The organism is Streptococcus sp. SPS1, from assembly GCF_030439915.1.
Taxonomy (GTDB): Bacteria; Bacillota; Bacilli; order Lactobacillales; family Streptococcaceae; genus Streptococcus.
Window position 1 is genome coordinate 25851 of the sequence record NZ_JAQFJG010000005.1, and the last position, 15708, is coordinate 41558.

At 40.5% G+C, this 15708-nt stretch carries 19 protein-coding genes; 8 read left to right on the forward strand and 11 right to left on the reverse strand.

Annotated features, from left to right (window positions below):
* The 3 genes from pbp2X to rsmH are packed head-to-tail and all read right to left on the reverse strand — an operon-like array spanning position 1 to position 3536.
* Complete coding sequence (gene pbp2X, locus PCY12_RS05050) at positions 1–2253, reverse strand: penicillin-binding protein 2X (RefSeq protein WP_301351887.1); 2253 nt, start codon at positions 2251–2253, stop codon at positions 1–3.
* Positions 2254–2256: 3 nt separating this feature from the next.
* Positions 2257–2574: a cell division protein FtsL gene (ftsL, locus tag PCY12_RS05055; RefSeq protein WP_000840840.1), complete on the reverse strand. Its 318-nt coding sequence runs from the start codon at positions 2572–2574 to the stop codon at positions 2257–2259.
* Positions 2575–2585: 11 nt separating this feature from the next.
* Complete coding sequence (rsmH, locus tag PCY12_RS05060) at positions 2586–3536, reverse strand: 16S rRNA (cytosine(1402)-N(4))-methyltransferase RsmH (RefSeq protein WP_000159416.1); 951 nt, start codon at positions 3534–3536, stop codon at positions 2586–2588.
* 165 nt (positions 3537–3701) lie between these two features.
* On the opposite strand from rsmH, the gene PCY12_RS05065 reads away from it, so the two are divergent.
* The 5 genes from PCY12_RS05065 to PCY12_RS05085 are packed head-to-tail and all read left to right on the forward strand — an operon-like array spanning position 3702 to position 5637.
* The gene (locus PCY12_RS05065) at positions 3702–3896 is read left to right on the forward strand and encodes a helix-turn-helix transcriptional regulator (protein WP_001082471.1); all 195 of its coding nucleotides are present in this window, start codon (positions 3702–3704) and stop codon (positions 3894–3896) included.
* Between the two features lie 15 nt (positions 3897–3911).
* Positions 3912–4454, forward strand: a complete 543-nt coding sequence (locus PCY12_RS05070; protein ID WP_301351889.1) for a DUF3278 domain-containing protein — start codon at positions 3912–3914, stop codon at positions 4452–4454.
* Positions 4455–4464: 10 nt separating this feature from the next.
* Positions 4465–4695: a hypothetical protein gene (locus PCY12_RS05075; RefSeq protein ID WP_050216135.1), complete on the forward strand. Its 231-nt coding sequence runs from the start codon at positions 4465–4467 to the stop codon at positions 4693–4695.
* 10 nt (positions 4696–4705) lie between these two features.
* Positions 4706–5032 (forward strand): hypothetical protein, encoded by a 327-nt coding sequence (locus PCY12_RS05080; protein ID WP_000838779.1) that lies wholly within the window; start codon positions 4706–4708, stop codon positions 5030–5032.
* 26 nt (positions 5033–5058) lie between these two features.
* Entirely contained in the window at positions 5059–5637 is a 579-nt protein-coding gene (locus PCY12_RS05085; RefSeq protein WP_050971690.1) for a DUF3278 domain-containing protein, read from the forward strand.
* Positions 5638–5907: 270 nt separating this feature from the next.
* Here PCY12_RS05085 and PCY12_RS05090 read toward each other — a convergent pair whose 3' ends face one another.
* Genes PCY12_RS05090 through PCY12_RS05125 form a run of 8 tightly spaced genes read right to left on the reverse strand, consistent with a single transcriptional unit; the run spans position 5908 to position 12922 of the window.
* Positions 5908–6909, reverse strand: coding sequence for a LacI family DNA-binding transcriptional regulator (locus tag PCY12_RS05090; protein WP_000412459.1), 1002 nt, complete (start codon positions 6907–6909; stop codon positions 5908–5910).
* A gap of 59 nt (positions 6910–6968) precedes the next feature.
* Positions 6969–8870: an alginate lyase family protein gene (locus PCY12_RS05095; RefSeq protein WP_301351891.1), complete on the reverse strand. Its 1902-nt coding sequence runs from the start codon at positions 8868–8870 to the stop codon at positions 6969–6971.
* 21 nt (positions 8871–8891) lie between these two features.
* Positions 8892–9185, reverse strand: a complete 294-nt coding sequence (gene yajC, locus PCY12_RS05100; protein ID WP_000381733.1) for a preprotein translocase subunit YajC — start codon at positions 9183–9185, stop codon at positions 8892–8894.
* Positions 9185–10003: a PTS system mannose/fructose/sorbose family transporter subunit IID gene (locus PCY12_RS05105; protein WP_000148015.1), complete on the reverse strand. Its 819-nt coding sequence runs from the start codon at positions 10001–10003 to the stop codon at positions 9185–9187. Before PCY12_RS05105 ends, yajC begins: the two co-directional genes overlap by 1 nt.
* Entirely contained in the window at positions 9990–10769 is a 780-nt protein-coding gene (locus PCY12_RS05110) for a PTS mannose/fructose/sorbose/N-acetylgalactosamine transporter subunit IIC (protein WP_000026611.1), read from the reverse strand. Before PCY12_RS05110 ends, PCY12_RS05105 begins: the two co-directional genes overlap by 14 nt.
* A 14-nt stretch (positions 10770–10783) precedes the next feature.
* Positions 10784–11275, reverse strand: coding sequence for a PTS system mannose/fructose/N-acetylgalactosamine-transporter subunit IIB (locus PCY12_RS05115; protein ID WP_173249779.1), 492 nt, complete (start codon positions 11273–11275; stop codon positions 10784–10786).
* A gap of 10 nt (positions 11276–11285) precedes the next feature.
* Positions 11286–12476 carry a glycoside hydrolase family 88 protein gene (locus PCY12_RS05120; protein ID WP_000592923.1) on the reverse strand — a complete coding sequence of 397 codons (1191 nt, stop codon included), beginning with the start codon at positions 12474–12476 and terminating at the stop codon, positions 11286–11288.
* Positions 12477–12487: 11 nt separating this feature from the next.
* Entirely contained in the window at positions 12488–12922 is a 435-nt protein-coding gene (locus PCY12_RS05125) for a PTS sugar transporter subunit IIA (protein WP_000706826.1), read from the reverse strand.
* A gap of 274 nt (positions 12923–13196) precedes the next feature.
* Between PCY12_RS05125 and PCY12_RS05130 the strand changes: the two genes are divergently transcribed.
* Genes PCY12_RS05130 through PCY12_RS05140 form a run of 3 tightly spaced genes read left to right on the forward strand, consistent with a single transcriptional unit; the run spans position 13197 to position 15704 of the window.
* Positions 13197–14012: a gluconate 5-dehydrogenase gene (locus PCY12_RS05130; protein ID WP_061631077.1), complete on the forward strand. Its 816-nt coding sequence runs from the start codon at positions 13197–13199 to the stop codon at positions 14010–14012.
* Between the two features lie 18 nt (positions 14013–14030).
* Positions 14031–14672 carry an RpiB/LacA/LacB family sugar-phosphate isomerase gene (locus PCY12_RS05135; protein ID WP_000684789.1) on the forward strand — a complete coding sequence of 214 codons (642 nt, stop codon included), beginning with the start codon at positions 14031–14033 and terminating at the stop codon, positions 14670–14672.
* Positions 14673–14702: 30 nt separating this feature from the next.
* Positions 14703–15704, forward strand: a complete 1002-nt coding sequence (locus PCY12_RS05140) for a sugar kinase (protein WP_173249780.1) — start codon at positions 14703–14705, stop codon at positions 15702–15704.
* Positions 15705–15708: the final 4 nt, after the last annotated feature.

The following is a 15708-nucleotide window of genomic DNA, read 5'->3' on the forward strand; positions in this document are numbered from 1 at the left end:
TTAGTCTCCTAAAGTTAATGTAATTTTTTTAATGTTCTTGATAGGTGTGTTAGCACGAACATCTTGCTTCTGCACAGTAGAGCCCGAACCTTCAAATGCAAGTTCTATATTGAGCCACTTAGCAAAGGTCTCAGCAGTCGCCTTTGTCCAACCATACATGTCTGGAACTTCCTCTGCTTTATCAGATAAGATCAGGACTTGCTGATTCGGGGCAAGATTCTTCCCTTCTTCAGCAGAACTGTTTTTAATCTTCGTTCCTGTTCCCACAACAATAGGTTGTACAAGATTGCGACGCAATTCTTCTGCTAAATCACCAGGTGAAATATCCTTGACACTAGGCATAGGATAAGGACTTTGTTGACTTACTTGCTCCAAAGCTTTAGCTGTTGTTTGAAGATTCAGAGATTCTTTCATAGCCACTGCCCTTTCCAAGATAGGATTGGCAAATTCCCCCAACTGAATACCTGAATAATGTTCAGGTTGTTGGACCGTCACATACAAGATAAAATCAGGATTTTCAGCCGGATTCATCGATACAGCCGAGAAAATATAGTTGGTTAACCCGACTAGATAACCACCATTTTTCTCGTCAGCAATCTGAGCCGTACCAGACTTGAGGGCTACATTTTGCCCAGGAACAGTTACAGTTGGCTTGCCTGTGCTGTGGTTATACATGGTTCCATAAACCGGATCCGTCCCTACCAAAATCATGTTAGTCCGAGTTAGACTAGCTGCATCTTTAGAAACAGGATTTCCCACAATTTCTTTTTGAGATTTCCGAGCAGTTTGATCATTTGGATCATAAATGGCACTAATAAATTTCGGTTCTAGCATGACTCCATCGTTGGCAATAGCCGTGAAGGCACGAATCATTTGCGTCTGGGTCACTGAAATCCCTTGTCCAAATGAACTCTGAGCAATATTGACGATATTGTCAGCCGGAAGTTGACCTGCATATTCATCCGTCAAGCCAAAACGAGTCGGAACACCAAATTTAAAGCGACTTAGATAATCCAGCCAGGTAGCATCTCCCATCTTTTGCTCAAGAAGCGTCATCCCAACGTTACTTGAGTGCGCAAACCCTTGAGAAAAGGTCATCATTCCTCCGACAGTTAATCCTTCATTGACATCCCAATCTCGGGTAGTAGTATCTGCTACTTTTAACTCACTACTATTGAAAACTTCTCCTCCTGGGAAAGTATTATTATCAATAGCAGCAGCGAGCGTCATGACCTTCATGGCTGACCCTGGCTCATAGTTACTTTGATAAAGGATATCACGCCAAACAAAGTCCTTAGTCAGCCCTTCCTTAGTATCAGCATCGAAGGTTGGTCTCTGCGTCGTTGCAAGAATTTCCCCTGTTTTAGCACTAACCAAGGTAGCCGTCATATACTTGCCTTTTACTTTTTCTTGAAAGGCATTCATCTGGGTCTCCATGAAGGACTGAAGGGTGCTGGAAATAGTCGTATAAACATCCTTGCCATCTACAGTTTGTTGGGAAACTTGTTCCGTTCCGGGGACAATATTTCCCAGACGATCCTTTTCATAGGTAATAATGCCGTCTGTCCCTGCAAGAATACTGTTCAAGGAACTCTCCATTCCAGAGGTTCCCAGCAAGCTCTTGCTGCCATCTTCATTTTCATGGAGCTGAGCTAGTCCGATAAAACTAGAAGCAAATTGTCCGTTTGGGTAACTACGATTGGGACTGGTTGTAAAATCAATCCCCTTGACCTCTGCAGTTTCCAACTCTTTTTTGATAGACATCATATTGGCATAGGTAATCCCATTGCCCTTTGCTCCAAAGGAAACTTGCTTGAGATTAGGTTGCGAGAGTTGCTCTCTTACATAGGATTCTTCCATGTCCAGATACTTATGAAAGACCTCTGCAACCTTGTTAAATTGTGTTTTTTCTACGTAAAGAATCTTACCCGTTGCTGACTTATAGTTCTCATCAATAACCGCATAGACATTATAAGATGTCGCATCCTCAGCAATTGGGACTCCATTTCGGTCATAAATAGTCCCACGTTTGGCAGGAACTATACGGGTGGTTTGATGAACCTTCTTAGCTTCCTTCGCTAAATCTGTTCCAAAGCGAGTGCCCGTCCCAATAATGACCGCAAAATTGACTAAAAAAACGGCAAAAACAAAGACAGATAATAAACTCAGACTTTTTCCAACTCTGCGTCTGTTTTCAGCCGGCGATTTCCGATTTTTGGTCGCATAACGGATTACTCTTTTTGTCCACTTCATATCTTACTCCGCTATTCGAATATTTTCATTGTTTAATTGCAAATCGTGTGAATTGGCAATTTCTTTCAAACGTTCTGCACGTAATAGTTCATTGACCTCTTGCTTGGCATCGTCCAATTCAGTTTTCTTTTCCTCTATCTGCGCATTGATTTTTGTCAAATCATTCTGCACTTGCAAGAGCTTGGTCTGCATAAAAATAATACTAATGGCTACAATAAGAGTGGTTACAGCAATGGAAAAGTAAAAAGCTTTTTCCACACGCGAAAACCGTTTAAGTTGCATCTGTAGTATTTGACCTGTTTTTTCCATTCTTTCTGCCATCTTTTTTCCTCTTACTTGTGAATTTTTCTGGCCACGCGCAACTTGGCTGAGTGCGAGCGGTTATTGGCTTCTAACTCTTCTGCACTTGGCAAGATTGGCTTACGGGACACCAATTCCATCTTGGGCTTGAGATCATCTGGGATGAAAGGTAAGCCTTTTGGAACTTCAACTGTTGAAGCTTCCTTGAACAATTGCTTGGTCAAACGGTCTTCCAAGGAATGAAAGGTAATCACTGAAATCCTACCATCCAGAGCCAACATATCCATAGCCTGCTGGATGGACTCATCTGCGGCTCCCAGTTCATCATTGACTTCAATTCGAATAGCCTGGAAAATCTGCTTAGCAGGATGACCCTTCTTCTTGAGCTCTTTGGCAGGCTTGGCCGACTTGATAATCTCTGCCAGCTCAGTCGTTGTCTCGATTGGCTTCACTTCACGTGCCTGTTCAATCTTACGCGCAATCTGTTTAGAAAATTTGTCCTCGCCATACTTAAAGAAAATACGAACCAAGTCATGATAGTCATAGTGGTTCACCACTTCATAGGCTGTCAGACTAGCTTCCTGATTCATGCGCATGTCCAGTGGCGCATCCTTTTTATAAGAAAAACCGCGCTCACGCTGATCCAGCTGAGGACTAGACACTCCCAAGTCATAACAAATTCCATCAATTTCCTGAACACCAGCTTCGCGCAAACGTGCCTGTAAATGACGGAAGTTGTCCTTGATAAAGGTCACCATTCCCTTCTCAATGTAAGGTGCCAAGCGTTTTTGCGCATTGTCAATGGCATTCTGATCCTGGTCAAAGGCATAGAGATGGCCTTTTTCACTTAATTTACTTAATAAATATTCGCTATGGCCTGCTCCACCCAAAGTCGCGTCAACGTAGATACCGTCGGGCTTTACGTCAAGCATATCAATCGTTTCGTGGAGTAAGACCGTTACATGATGAAATTCTTTTGTCATATCCTATCTATTTTACCACAAATCTGACTAGCTTGCACTAGTCAGACAAATAGGTCAAAAAAAGTAAGATTTCTTTAAGAAATATGTCAAATATGCTTGACATTCACTCTATAGAAGAATATAATGTAGTCAAATATATACGACACAAATCAGAAAGGAGAACAGATGAATCGTGTGAAAGAATTTCGCAAGGAACTGGGCATTTCCCAGCTCGAACTCGCCAAGGATATAGGTGTCTCGAGACAAACCATCAATATGATTGAAAACGACAAGTACAACCCAACTCTGGAACTCTGTCTCAATCTCGCCCGCAGCCTCCAAACTGACCTCAACAGTCTCTTTTGGGAGGATAATTTTTAAAAAAGGAGCCAACTCATGAAAAAAGAAACCTTCACTGAAAAACTCATCAAACGCATATACGGAATTTCTGGCCCTCTCGACGAACACAAACGACGCGAGGCTGATCGTATTGGCAATCAAGTCTTTATCATCCTCTTTTATCTGATGACGTTTGGGAATCTCATCCCCTTCGTCCTCGCTTATAAATACCCGCAAATTGTCGCTATCGGCTATCCTCTTGTGGTATTCGGCATTTCGATGATTTCTGCTCTCTATGTGCTCTCCCAAACCAAAAAAACAGGGATTACAGCTATTGATCCAGATATGCTGAGCGAGAAAGAAAGTAAGCAACTACACTACCCTGGTATGAAAGCAGGTCTACTCTATGGATTAATGAGTTTTTTTTCAACCCCTCTTCTCCATATACTGCTAGGTGAGAGTCAGGATTATCTTCAGTCACTTCTCGCTTTTGAAAATATTTTTTCAAGTATTCTCCAGTCTTTCTTCTTCGGAGTGATTATACAAATTATCATCTCCCGTCGCATTGCAAAAGCCAAGAAAGATCAGGATAATGATTAGGAGAAAACTCATGAAAAAAGAAAAGAAACAGTCACGTTATCCTGGTCTGAAAGCAGGTTCGATTTATGGAACAGTGATATTTTTTATAATTCCACTAACAAGTGAAAATCCAAATTTTATCAGTTCTCTTCTAAATACAAAACATATTTTTAAAACTATACTGGGAGCTTTCTTTTTCGGAGTGATGATACATATTGTCGACTCACTTCGTATTGCAAGAGCTAAAAAAGACCAGGATTAGGAGGTGCCTTATGAAATCATTACTAACTTTACTGACCTATCATCTTTTGTTCAGTTCTCTGCTCATCTTCATCATCATTTCAGGGGACTTACCAATCAGAGAGATATTCCTCGTGCTAGTCTTTTTTCCAGCACTTAATAAAGTACTAACTTATCTAAAGATTAACTCCCCAAAAACGCGCACACTTAACTTAGCACTATACTTTATAATTCTATCTTTTCCACAACTGATGCTCGCCTCAAGCGGTTGGAAATATTATTTACTGTTCACTATCGCTATCCTTTCTTCTATCACTTATCTTTATTATCTCTATCAATTCGTAAAAGAAAATCAGTAAAACTGCTCATTTAGGAGGTTACTAGTATGAAAAAAGATGACTTAACCACTCGCCTACTTCGAAATCTCTTTCATATCCAAGGCCCTTTTGATGAATGCCGGCAAGAAATTATCTACAAAGCCTGTGCCCGTTCCATGGTCCAAATCGTTTATTCTTCCTTCTTCCTCTTCTTGTTTTATCTGTTATTTGGACGCTTCATAGAGGCCGTTCGCTATGCCATGCCCTACGTTTACTCTGGACTCATTTTTTTCATTACTTTAAAAACTCAAAGAGCCGTCAAAGAACTCCATCTGGAAAAAGATGACAAGTCAGAAATCATCCTCAAAACCTACAGCAAAGGCCAAATCAAATTTCGAAGCTGGGTTGTGTTTATCGGTCTTCAGATTGTCCTCTTTACCCTACTCCTCTTTCATAAGGTCTTCGTTCAGCAGATGTCCTTTTCAGATTTTGTGAAGTTACTCACGCAATTCGACAAAAGTGTTCCTTTCCTGATGTATGGCCTGATTATCGGCAGCATTTTTGGAACCCTGACCTACGGATTTCTATCACTACAAGAGGAGAAGACTCCTAAAAATACCAAACAGAAGGAGAAAAGCAATCAATGACTACACTATACGATTTTTCAGTCTTAAATCAAGACAATCAAGAAACCCCATCCAATGGAAATTTCCAATATTCCTAGTCGTAACCATCATCTCAAGTTTGGTCTACTTCTATAACTTTTATCAAGTAGTTAAAGAAGTAAATCAAAAACAGTTGATTTAGGAGATTACTCCCATAATTTCTCATTTTATAGACAAATAATCCCATCCAGCTCATGCTAGATGGGATTATTTTATTTCTTAACAGAGGTTGCCAGTTATTTCCCTTTCATCTTAGAAAGTCGACTCTTTCCAACTCACACTACAATCCAAGACTTGTTGCCTTTCTTCTTGATTGAGGCCTTCAATCTGGTCAATCAAAATCTTTGTAGCCTGTTGTCCTTCTTCAAAGGCGGGCTGAACCAACGTCGAAACACTTGGAGAAGAAAAGCAAGTCCACTCCGTATTGTCAAAACCAATCAACCCAACTTGTGGCAAGTTATAATTCAACTCTTTGATAACGGTAAAGACTGGAGGTAGGGCCCAACAGTTAGGAACAAATACCAGAGTTTTTTCATCGGGATTGATTTCTTTTTGTAAAAATTCCTTAATTTGTTCCAAATTCGTATGCTTATCTTCAATGGTTAGCCTAGCGTGGCGCATATTAGCATCTGTTAAAGCATCCACAAAACCACTTGCCCGCTCAATCCGAGTACTCAAACGACTCGTATCCGCTGTAATCAAGAGAAAATGCTCATAACCTTTTTCGATACAGGACTGGGTCATATCATAAACGGCATCATAGTTATTGGTTTTGACCCAGCTAGTCCGGTGTTCATAGAGCCGACTATCAAAAAAGACCATTTTCTTCTTTTTCTCATCGATGATACGAGAATATTTTCGGAAATTAGAGGTAGGCTGAATAATAAAGCCGTCTACTCCCAAGAGAAGCATGCTTTCAATATACCTGTCCTCACTCTCTTGGCTGTAGTTACTATTTCCTATCATTACCTGGTAGCCATTCTGGCTGGCGATATCCTCAATTCCCTTAACAATTTGGGTTGAGAAACTGTTGGTAATATCACCAATCAAAACACCAATTAATTTTGTTCGTTTGGAGTTTAAGCTACGCGCAACAATGCTCGGTTTGTAATTTGTTTCATGAATAACTTTTTTAATCTTTTCACGTGTCTCTTGGGACATTTTTTCATATTTCCCGTTTAGGTAAAATGACACGGTTGTTTTCGATGTCTGAGCCATTTCTGCAATATCTTTTATGGTCAGTTTCTTCTCCAATCTAAAACACCTCCTACTAATACCCATTATAACATATTCACTATTCAAAACGTCTATTTCTAGCACTGCAAGCGAATCATTCTCTCATTTATTTTATCATATACTAGACATTTTCCACGCATTTTTGTTCCGTCAACGAGGCATAATTTTTCACCTACACAAATATCCTCGCTTAATAACAGAATCAGCTTGTCTGTTTCGTCATTTTTCACTTCAAAAGCCAGAGCATTTTCTACTTGATGACCATCTGTCTGGTAGACAGAATGACGGATGATTTCAAAACTCTCATGCGCAATGATTGTATAATCCAGCATCTGATTCTCAAAGAATTGGTGTTTGGTGAGTTTGCTACTTTTTTCAAGCTCATTGTATTTAGGAGAAATGATCGTAGCTTCCAAATCAAAATCAACTTCACTCCATAGTTTCAACTGATTGATTTTCCCATCTTGATAGGTCACATCCTTGTCAAGGATAAACTGAGTCAACGCCTCATGCTGACCTTGACACCTGATATCATCTACCAAGAGCCATACATCCTCTGCCAACATGAGGATTTTTCTCCTGTGAAGATAAGGCAAATCAGGTTCTGCTGACAAATAAGCCCCCTCAATATAATGCACTCCCTCTCTTTCTTTGTGGTGACAGAACAGGGAGTGAGGATAGTATTCATATTCCCAGGATCCCACGATCCTTTCTGGAGCTTTCCCATCTACTATACAGGTCGAATGACTCCAAGCACTCTTTAAGAGATAACGTTCATCTACCTCCCGATAAGAATAACGCCCAGCATCTATGAAAATCGGTTGGCCTTGATACTGTAAGCAAAAACTATTCTCGTCACTATGGCTATGGGCACTTCCCAGCGGACCGTTTTTAAAAAATAGATAACGATGTTCATCCTTAATGCAAACATGCCCAGAATCTTCAAAGCTCCTGAACTTAGGCTGCCAAGCTCTCTTTTCAAATTCCTGCAGTCGCTTGACCTTTTCTCGCCCCAGGAACAGGAGGCTAAGTAAATCGACTTTAACATCCAGACCGTTAAGAAGGTCTTCCTTGTTCAAAACCATAGCAGACAGGCTCAAAATCTCTGTCGTTTCTGTAGAATCGCTATCACCAAAAGCCAAGGTCCGTCCATCTAGACCTGTCATCATTTGAATGTAAGTCGCCATCTTTTCCAGCAGCTCTTGAAAGCTATCTTGCAAGTCCGGAAGCAAGAGACACAAGTCCAGCAAGGCTTTATAAACCTCTACATGATAGAGAATCGACTGTTCAAACTGACTTCCATCCTCTAAAATCTGCGTCTCGATCTGCTGTTTCAACTCCTTTGAAGCAAAATGGTAAGCTTCTTCTAGGTCCATCTTATCTGAAAAGAAATGATAGGTTGCAAGTATCGGAATCGTTTGTAAAATCCCCCAGTTACTAAGGGTGTACTTGGCGCGATAATGGCTTTTCATAAAGTCAATCTGCTTTTCTAGACTGACCAAAATTTTCTCTAGTTCTTCCTCCTCTAGCAAGTCAAATTTCAAGAGGAGCAAGAGTAGTTTCAACCAAGTAAAGGAACGAATACCCGTATCCAAGGTTCTAGTCATCAAAGATTGAGGACGAAATTCTCTCACCTGCTCAATCCAGTCAAATAGAAAGAACTTGCACTTTTGGATATAGCCCTTATCTCCTTCTACCAGGTACCCTATCATAAACTGCAAGAGATATTCTTGTCGATTGAGCATATAAGCCCATTCTGGATCATCTTCAAATACTTGATTCCACACCATCGGCTGGATTTGATGGATTTTTGAACAAGGTTCCATATCCCAAGGACTATCAAACATAAAACGATTGTCCATCAAGCGTTCAAGGGAACGCTTGACTTTCTCATAGTCTTGTGAACAGTGGGACAAGATATAATCACGATATTGATCCCCATCAATTCTTTCAAAAAATTGTCTTCTTTCTTCTTTCATTATCTATTACCAGAAAAAGAACTACTTAAAAAGCAGTTCTTTTGTCTTTCCCATTACACTTTCCTTTTCTACATAGATGACCACACCTTTTGCAATCTGCAAGGAGACCAAGTCATCTTTGATAGAAATGATTTTTCCATGAATTCCAGACAATAACAACACTTCATCACCAGATGTTAAAGAAGCTAAATACTCTTTTCGTTGCTCCATCTGTTTGCGAAGCAACTTTTGCTGACGAATAGAATGAAAGCTTGACAGTAAAAGGGGGCTCACTGCCAAGACAATCACTATTCCATAAAACAATGTTGTATCCATTAAGCTAGAATCTTAAGCCAGCTTCCGATAATTCCGATGATAACTGTTAAAATAACGAGTTTATATGTTGTCCATTTCTTTTCTTTGATCAAGTAGTAAACTAAAAGTGTAAATAGGGCTGGTAGAAGAGCTGGAGCAACCTTATCAAGCATTCCCTGAATACTTACGATACTTTGTTTGGTATCTGCTTTAACTTCCCCTGCAGCAAAGGTGATCGGCACCATAATCTTAACAGATGTCGCTGCCAAACCAGCAATTACGGTTACACCAATAATATTGGCAATACGAGAAATCGTTGCCATCTGCTCACTTAGTTTATCAATCACAGTCGTTCCTAGTTTGTATCCATACAGACCAGTTGACAATTTAATCGCTGTTAAAATCGTATTCATCGCTAGGAAGAACAAGATTGGACCGACAACCAGGCCTTCTTGAGCAAAAGAAGCGGCGATGGTTGAGAACAATGGAGCTAAACAGAATTGAGAAAGAGAATCCCCAATACCTGCCAATGGCCCCATCAAGGCCATCTTGATGCTACGTGTCTCTTTTGCCGGACGGCCATTTTCCAACATTACAAGGTGCAAACTGGTAATAAAAGGTAGGAAGTGTGGGTTGGTATTATAGAATTCACAGTTTTCTTCCAAGGCTTGGTAGAAACCTTCCTGATCCTCTCCATAGTGTTTTTTCAAAGCAGGATACATCACATTGGCATATCCCAACCCTTGATAGTTACTATAGTTAAATCCATTTTGACAAAAGAATGCCCGCAAAGACGTTTTAAGATAATCACGTTTTGTTAATTTGTTAGATCCAGTCATCGTGTGCTTCCTCCTCTACCACATGATTCGCTGTTTTTGGCTTGTTATAAAATTCAATCAAAGCAAAGATAGTACCTACAATTGCAATACCAATTGTTGGGATGTTTAGATAAGCTGCACAAACATATCCCAACAAGACAAAGGGAATCAACTCTTTCTTAGCCATCACTGACAAGATCATCGCAAAACCGATAGCTGGGAGCATTTTACCAGCAACTGTCAAACCTGTAAGCAATACTGGTGGAATGTAGTCTACGAGTTTCAACAAGGTATCCATTGAAAGGGCACCCAAGCAACCCAAGGTAAATCCAATAAAGGCAAACAACCAAATTGTTGCATTTAGAGTGAACTTGAATTTCTTCAAATTATGGTTTTTCAAGTGCTTCATCGCCGTTTCAGGCGCACCAGCACGTACAGTGTAGGCAAAAGTTTGTAAGAATTGAATCGCCACAGCAATCGGAGTAGAGAGGGCAAGAGCCGCTTCTGGACTGACTTTACCAGCACTAGTGATAGCCATCAAGGTACCAAAGATACCAGGTCCGATTGGGTTTGGTGGAACAGTACCTCCAGCACCAACACCGAATCCCATATAAGCCAATTCACCAATAGCTCCCATTGCAAGAGCAGTAGGCAAATCACCTAGAATAATTCCGACACCAAATGACAGAACAATGCATCTATTGGTGTAAATTCCTAACAGCATTCCACTAAAACAGAAAGCTGTCCATAATCCAATTAAAATCGCTTGAAATACATTAATCGACATAACGATCTCCTCTTTTAAATATAGTCCATAATGTTGACTTCAACAGCTCCATCATTTCCTGTTGGAGTTGTTTTCGTATTAAATGTTACTTGATAAGTTTGGTTCAATTCCTTGAGGGCTGCCTTGTCCTCTTCACCCAGGAAGATGGAGCGTGTCACTTGCTCTTTACCAGGGGCATTGTGAATGTTCCCAATATTGACTTCTTCAATAGGGACACCACCTTCTACCAAGGTTAAAGCGTCCTTCACATCCTTTACAACGATAAAGATCGTTTGAGCAGGATTGGCCTTGTGAATGATATCAATCACCTTTTGCAAAGGGAAGAAACGCATGGCAACTGAGTCTGGCACAACTGTTTTCATCAGAGTTTGTTGCATCTTGTCCGTGCTTACTTCGTCATTGGCAACAATGACCGTATTACAACCTAGGTATTTTACCCAAAGTTGTCCTTGCCCATGAATCAACCGTTCATCGATACGGGTCATAATAATATTTGGCATTGTCATATTTCTCCTCCTACCAATATAGGTTCCAATCCTTGTAGAAACGGATAAGGGCTTCTAGGTAATAGTAGTCACCCCAGATATTGCCTTCGTCCACTCCTTTACCTGAATGCCATGAGTACACACCGTGGAGGAGACTTGTCCCACCAGGGGTAAATTGATCATTTGCATAATGTTCGATCAAAGAACGAAGCATGGCATGCATAGCATGTTTATAAATATCTTTGTCAGCATCCACCTCTGGGAGATGTTTTAGCATTTCATGAATCCCACAGACAGCGATAGCTGTTGCTGAAGAATCTCGTGATTGATCACTACCATCATTAAAAATCAAATCCCAATAAGAAACATGATCTTTTGGCAGACGATTCAAGAAATAATTGGTTACACCCTTAAACAAGTCAAAGCAGGACTCGTCTTTCAGGTGACGATAAGTCAAAGGAATACCATAGACTCCCCATGATTGACCACGTGCCCAGCATGAATCATCACTATACCCTTGTCTCGTTACACCTTTAAGGGGTTGACCTGTCTCAGGATCAAAGTAGAAGGTGTGGAAGGACGAAGCGTCATCACGGATTACATTATTAGCTGAAACATAGAAATGGCTTTCTGCAATATCGTAGTATTTTTGATCGCCTGTTTCTTGATAAGCAAAGAATAAGAGTTGGATGTTGAGCAAGCAGTCGATAATCAAACGGTAATGCTCTTTCTTGCCCAAGTCTCCCCAAGCTTGAATAAAACCACCTTTTTCTTGATAGCGTTCAATCAACTTATCTGCAGCTTTCAAGGCTGCCTCTCTGGCCTCTCCATCTCCATTTATCTTATATTCAGCCATACAAGACGGTGTGTACAAGAAGCCGAGATCATGGTGATCCAATTCTACTCTCTTATTGACACGATCCAGGAAAGAAAGAACATTTTTATGAGCGATGTTTTTAAATTCATCCTGTTGACTGTATTCATAAGCCAACCACAGTTCTCCTGTCCAGAAACCATTGGTCCATTCCGTATTATCCATGATTGGATAGACATTATCAAAGGTAGCTGGCGTCGGGAAATCTTCCTTGAAATAGTCAAGGTTGAGTTCTAACTGCCGAATAACCTTATCGATTGCCTGGCCGACTTCTTCTTTCGTCAGAAGTGGTACTTCTAAGAAGCGCTCAGGCGATTTTATTTCTTCAATCGTAACCTTTTTTATCATTCTTTTACCCTTTAAATACCCGATTCGAAATCTTCTTCCTCTTCCTCTGCATCCGTTGAAAACAATTCTTTACCATTTACGACTCCGCCCTGAGCCGCCACTACTGATTTATTAACAACCTCATCAAAGCTATGAGCCATTCTAGCAAAGACTGCTTCCATTAACATAGCTAAGTTCAAACCCGAGAGAACATTCATTGTTTTGGCTGGATTTTCTCCCATTATGGTAGAAGAAACCTTGAATGGCGATCCTCCCAAGAGATCACTTAGGATTAAAACTTCTTCTTCATTTGAAATTGCAAGTAAGATTTTTTGCTTGAGTTCATCTGCTGACATTCCTTCCACAAAGTCAATCGCCTCTACATTTTCTTGATTGCCTGCAATCAATTGTAAAGAACTATAAATCCCTGTGGCAAAATGTCCATGCCCTACAAGTACAATTTTCATCTTTTCTCCTTTCTTTTTTGAGTTTACCGGTTTACTCTATATTTTACATTGTAGACCTTTATTTTTATCTTGTCAATAGTTTTTTCAAAAAAATATTAGCGCTTTCATTGCTTGTTTAACCATTACAATAGACAGAAACTTCAAAATCTTCCGTTTTTTTTTTAGGAAAACAAAGATTTTCAGAAATAAAAATATTTAATTATTGACAAAACCGGTTTACTAGAATATAATTTGGTTATAGAGAAGTCTTAACAAATTTGAAAGGAAGTATCAAATGACAAATACATCATTCTCAATTGAGCAGTTTTCTTTAAAAGGAAAAATTGCTCTCATCACCGGCGCTTCTTATGGAATTGGATTTGCTATTGCCAAATCCTACGCTGAGGTCGGCGCTACTATTGTCTTTAATGATATCAATCAAGACCTGGTCAATAAAGGGATTGAAGCTTATCGTGAAGTTGGCATCGAAGCCCATGGGTATGTCTGTGACGTGACAGACGAGGACGGTATCCAAGCCATGGTCAAGCAAATCGAACAAGAGGTTGGTGTCATTGACATCCTTGTTAATAACGCTGGTATTATCCGCCGCGTTCCAATGTGCGAAATGAGCGCCACTGATTTCCGTAAGGTCATCGATATTGACTTAAACGCACCATTTATCGTTTCAAAAGCAGTCATTCCTTCTATGATAAAGAAAGGGCATGGAAAGATTATCAATATTTGCTCGATGATGAGCGAACTGGGACGTGAAACGGTTAGCGCTTATGCTGCCGCTAAAGGCGGCTTGAAAATGTTGACCCGCAACATTGCGTCTGAATACGGTGGAGCCAATATCCAATGTAACGGAATCGGGCCGGGTTATATTGCCACTCCTCAAACAGCACCTCTTCGTGAGTTGCAAGAAGATGGTTCTCGCCACCCATTTGACCAGTTCATCATTGCAAAAACACCTGCTGCACGTTGGGGAAATCCTGAAGATTTAATGGGCCCTGCTGTCTTTCTCGCTAGTGATGCCAGCGACTTTGTCAATGGCCACATCCTATATGTAGATGGCGGTATCTTAGCCTACATCGGAAAACAACCTGAGTAAAAATAGAAAGAGGATCTTATGAAAATCGCATTAATCAATGAAAATAGTCAAGCTAGTAAGAATCACATTATTTATGATAGTCTAAAAGAAGCGACAAATAAAAAAGGCTACCAATTATTTAACTATGGTATGCGTGGAGAAGAAGGTGAAAACCCATTAACATACGTACAAAACGGCCTAATGGCTGCCATCCTTTTAAATACAAAAGCAGTCGACTTTGTTGTTACCGGCTGTGGTACGGGTGTAGGAGCTATGCTTGCTTTAAACAGCTTCCCTGGTGTTGTCTGTGGTCTAGCAGTGGACCCAACTGACGCTTACCTTTATTCTCAAATCAATGGTGGTAACGCCTTGTCTATCCCTTATGCCAAAGGATTTGGCTGGGGGGCAGAACTGACCCTCAAATTGATGTTTGAACGCTTATTTGCTGAAGAAATGGGCGGTGGCTACCCAAGAGAACGTGTAATCCCTGAACAACGCAACGCTCGTATCTTAAACGAGGTAAAACAAATCACCTACAATGATTTGATGACCATCCTTAAAACAATCGACCAAGACTTCCTCAAAGACACCATCTCTGGCAAATACTTCCAAGAATACTTCTTTGAAAACTGCCAAGATGATGAAGTCGCTGCTTATTTGAAAGAAGTATTAGCCAAGTAAAGCTATTCTAAACCAGAAAGGAACTAATGGATGACGAAAATATTACTGTTTGGCGAACCATTAATTCGAATCTCACCATTAGATGCCACCAGTATCGGCGATCATGTTGCCAGTTCGACTTATTTTGGCGGATCAGAAATTAACATCGCTTGTAATTTGCAGGCCCTGGGTATCTCAACGAAAGTCTTTACCGCACTCCCTGACAACGAGATTGGAGATCGTTTTCTCACATTCTTGAAACAGCACCAAATCGATACCAGTTCAATCTGTCGGATTGGCAATCGAATCGGCCTCTACTTTTTGGAGAACGGCTTTGGTTGTCGTCAAAGTGAAGTTTTCTACGATCGTAAGCATACGAGTATCAGTCAGATTCGGCCAAACATGCTAGATATGGATTCTCTCTTTCAGGGGATTAGCCATTTTCATTTTAGTGGAATCACTGTAGCTATCGGTCAAGAGGTTCGTACGCTCCTTCTCCTACTCTTGGAAGAAGCCAAGCGCCGAGGGATTATCGTTTCAATGGATCTCAATCTGAGAACAAAGATGATTTCAGTCCTAGAAGCCAAGTATGAATTTTCTAAGTTTGCACGTTTCGCTGACTATTGCTTTGGTATTGATCCTCTCATGATTGATGACCAAAATCTAGAGATGTTCCCAAGAGACAGAGCCAGCCTAAAAGAGGTGGAAAATCGCATGCGACAATTAAAAGAAGCCTATGGTTTCAAGGCCATTTTCCATACCCTCCGCTCTAGTGATGAACAAGACAAAAATGTCTATCAGGCCTATGCTCTGGGAGAACGATTTGAAGAGTCTGTCCAACTAAAAACTGCAGTCTATCAACGAGTTGGTAGCGGAGATGCCTTTATATCTGGTGCCCTTTATCAACTACTCCATCATTCCTCCTTAAAAACTACCATTGACTTTGCAGTTGCGAGCGCAACTCTCAAATGTACTCTTCCAGGAGACCATCTCTCCACTTCCGAAACTAGTATTGAAAAATTACTGGCAAATGCACAAGATATCATTCGTTAGGAGA

Coding starts and splice junctions, on each gene's coding strand:
- PCY12_RS05120 (WP_000592923.1), bottom strand. CDS start 12,476: ATGATAAAAAAGGTTACGATTGAAGAAATAAAATCGCCTGAGCGCTTC.
- PCY12_RS05125 (WP_000706826.1), bottom strand. CDS start 12,922: ATGAAAATTGTACTTGTAGGGCATGGACATTTTGCCACAGGGATTTAT.
- PCY12_RS05085 (WP_050971690.1), top strand. CDS start 5,059: ATGAAAAAAGATGACTTAACCACTCGCCTACTTCGAAATCTCTTTCAT.
- PCY12_RS05110 (WP_000026611.1), bottom strand. CDS start 10,769: ATGTCGATTAATGTATTTCAAGCGATTTTAATTGGATTATGGACAGCT.
- rsmH (WP_000159416.1), bottom strand. CDS start 3,536: ATGACAAAAGAATTTCATCATGTAACGGTCTTACTCCACGAAACGATT.
- PCY12_RS05115 (WP_173249779.1), bottom strand. CDS start 11,275: ATGACAATGCCAAATATTATTATGACCCGTATCGATGAACGGTTGATT.
- pbp2X (WP_301351887.1), bottom strand. CDS start 2,253: ATGAAGTGGACAAAAAGAGTAATCCGTTATGCGACCAAAAATCGGAAA.
- PCY12_RS05065 (WP_001082471.1), top strand. CDS start 3,702: ATGAATCGTGTGAAAGAATTTCGCAAGGAACTGGGCATTTCCCAGCTC.
- PCY12_RS05075 (WP_050216135.1), top strand. CDS start 4,465: ATGAAAAAAGAAAAGAAACAGTCACGTTATCCTGGTCTGAAAGCAGGT.
- yajC (WP_000381733.1), bottom strand. CDS start 9,185: ATGGATACAACATTGTTTTATGGAATAGTGATTGTCTTGGCAGTGAGC.
- PCY12_RS05130 (WP_061631077.1), top strand. CDS start 13,197: ATGACAAATACATCATTCTCAATTGAGCAGTTTTCTTTAAAAGGAAAA.
- PCY12_RS05140 (WP_173249780.1), top strand. CDS start 14,703: ATGACGAAAATATTACTGTTTGGCGAACCATTAATTCGAATCTCACCA.
- PCY12_RS05080 (WP_000838779.1), top strand. CDS start 4,706: ATGAAATCATTACTAACTTTACTGACCTATCATCTTTTGTTCAGTTCT.
- PCY12_RS05135 (WP_000684789.1), top strand. CDS start 14,031: ATGAAAATCGCATTAATCAATGAAAATAGTCAAGCTAGTAAGAATCAC.
- PCY12_RS05070 (WP_301351889.1), top strand. CDS start 3,912: ATGAAAAAAGAAACCTTCACTGAAAAACTCATCAAACGCATATACGGA.
- PCY12_RS05105 (WP_000148015.1), bottom strand. CDS start 10,003: ATGACTGGATCTAACAAATTAACAAAACGTGATTATCTTAAAACGTCT.
- ftsL (WP_000840840.1), bottom strand. CDS start 2,574: ATGGCAGAAAGAATGGAAAAAACAGGTCAAATACTACAGATGCAACTT.
- PCY12_RS05095 (WP_301351891.1), bottom strand. CDS start 8,870: ATGAAAGAAGAAAGAAGACAATTTTTTGAAAGAATTGATGGGGATCAA.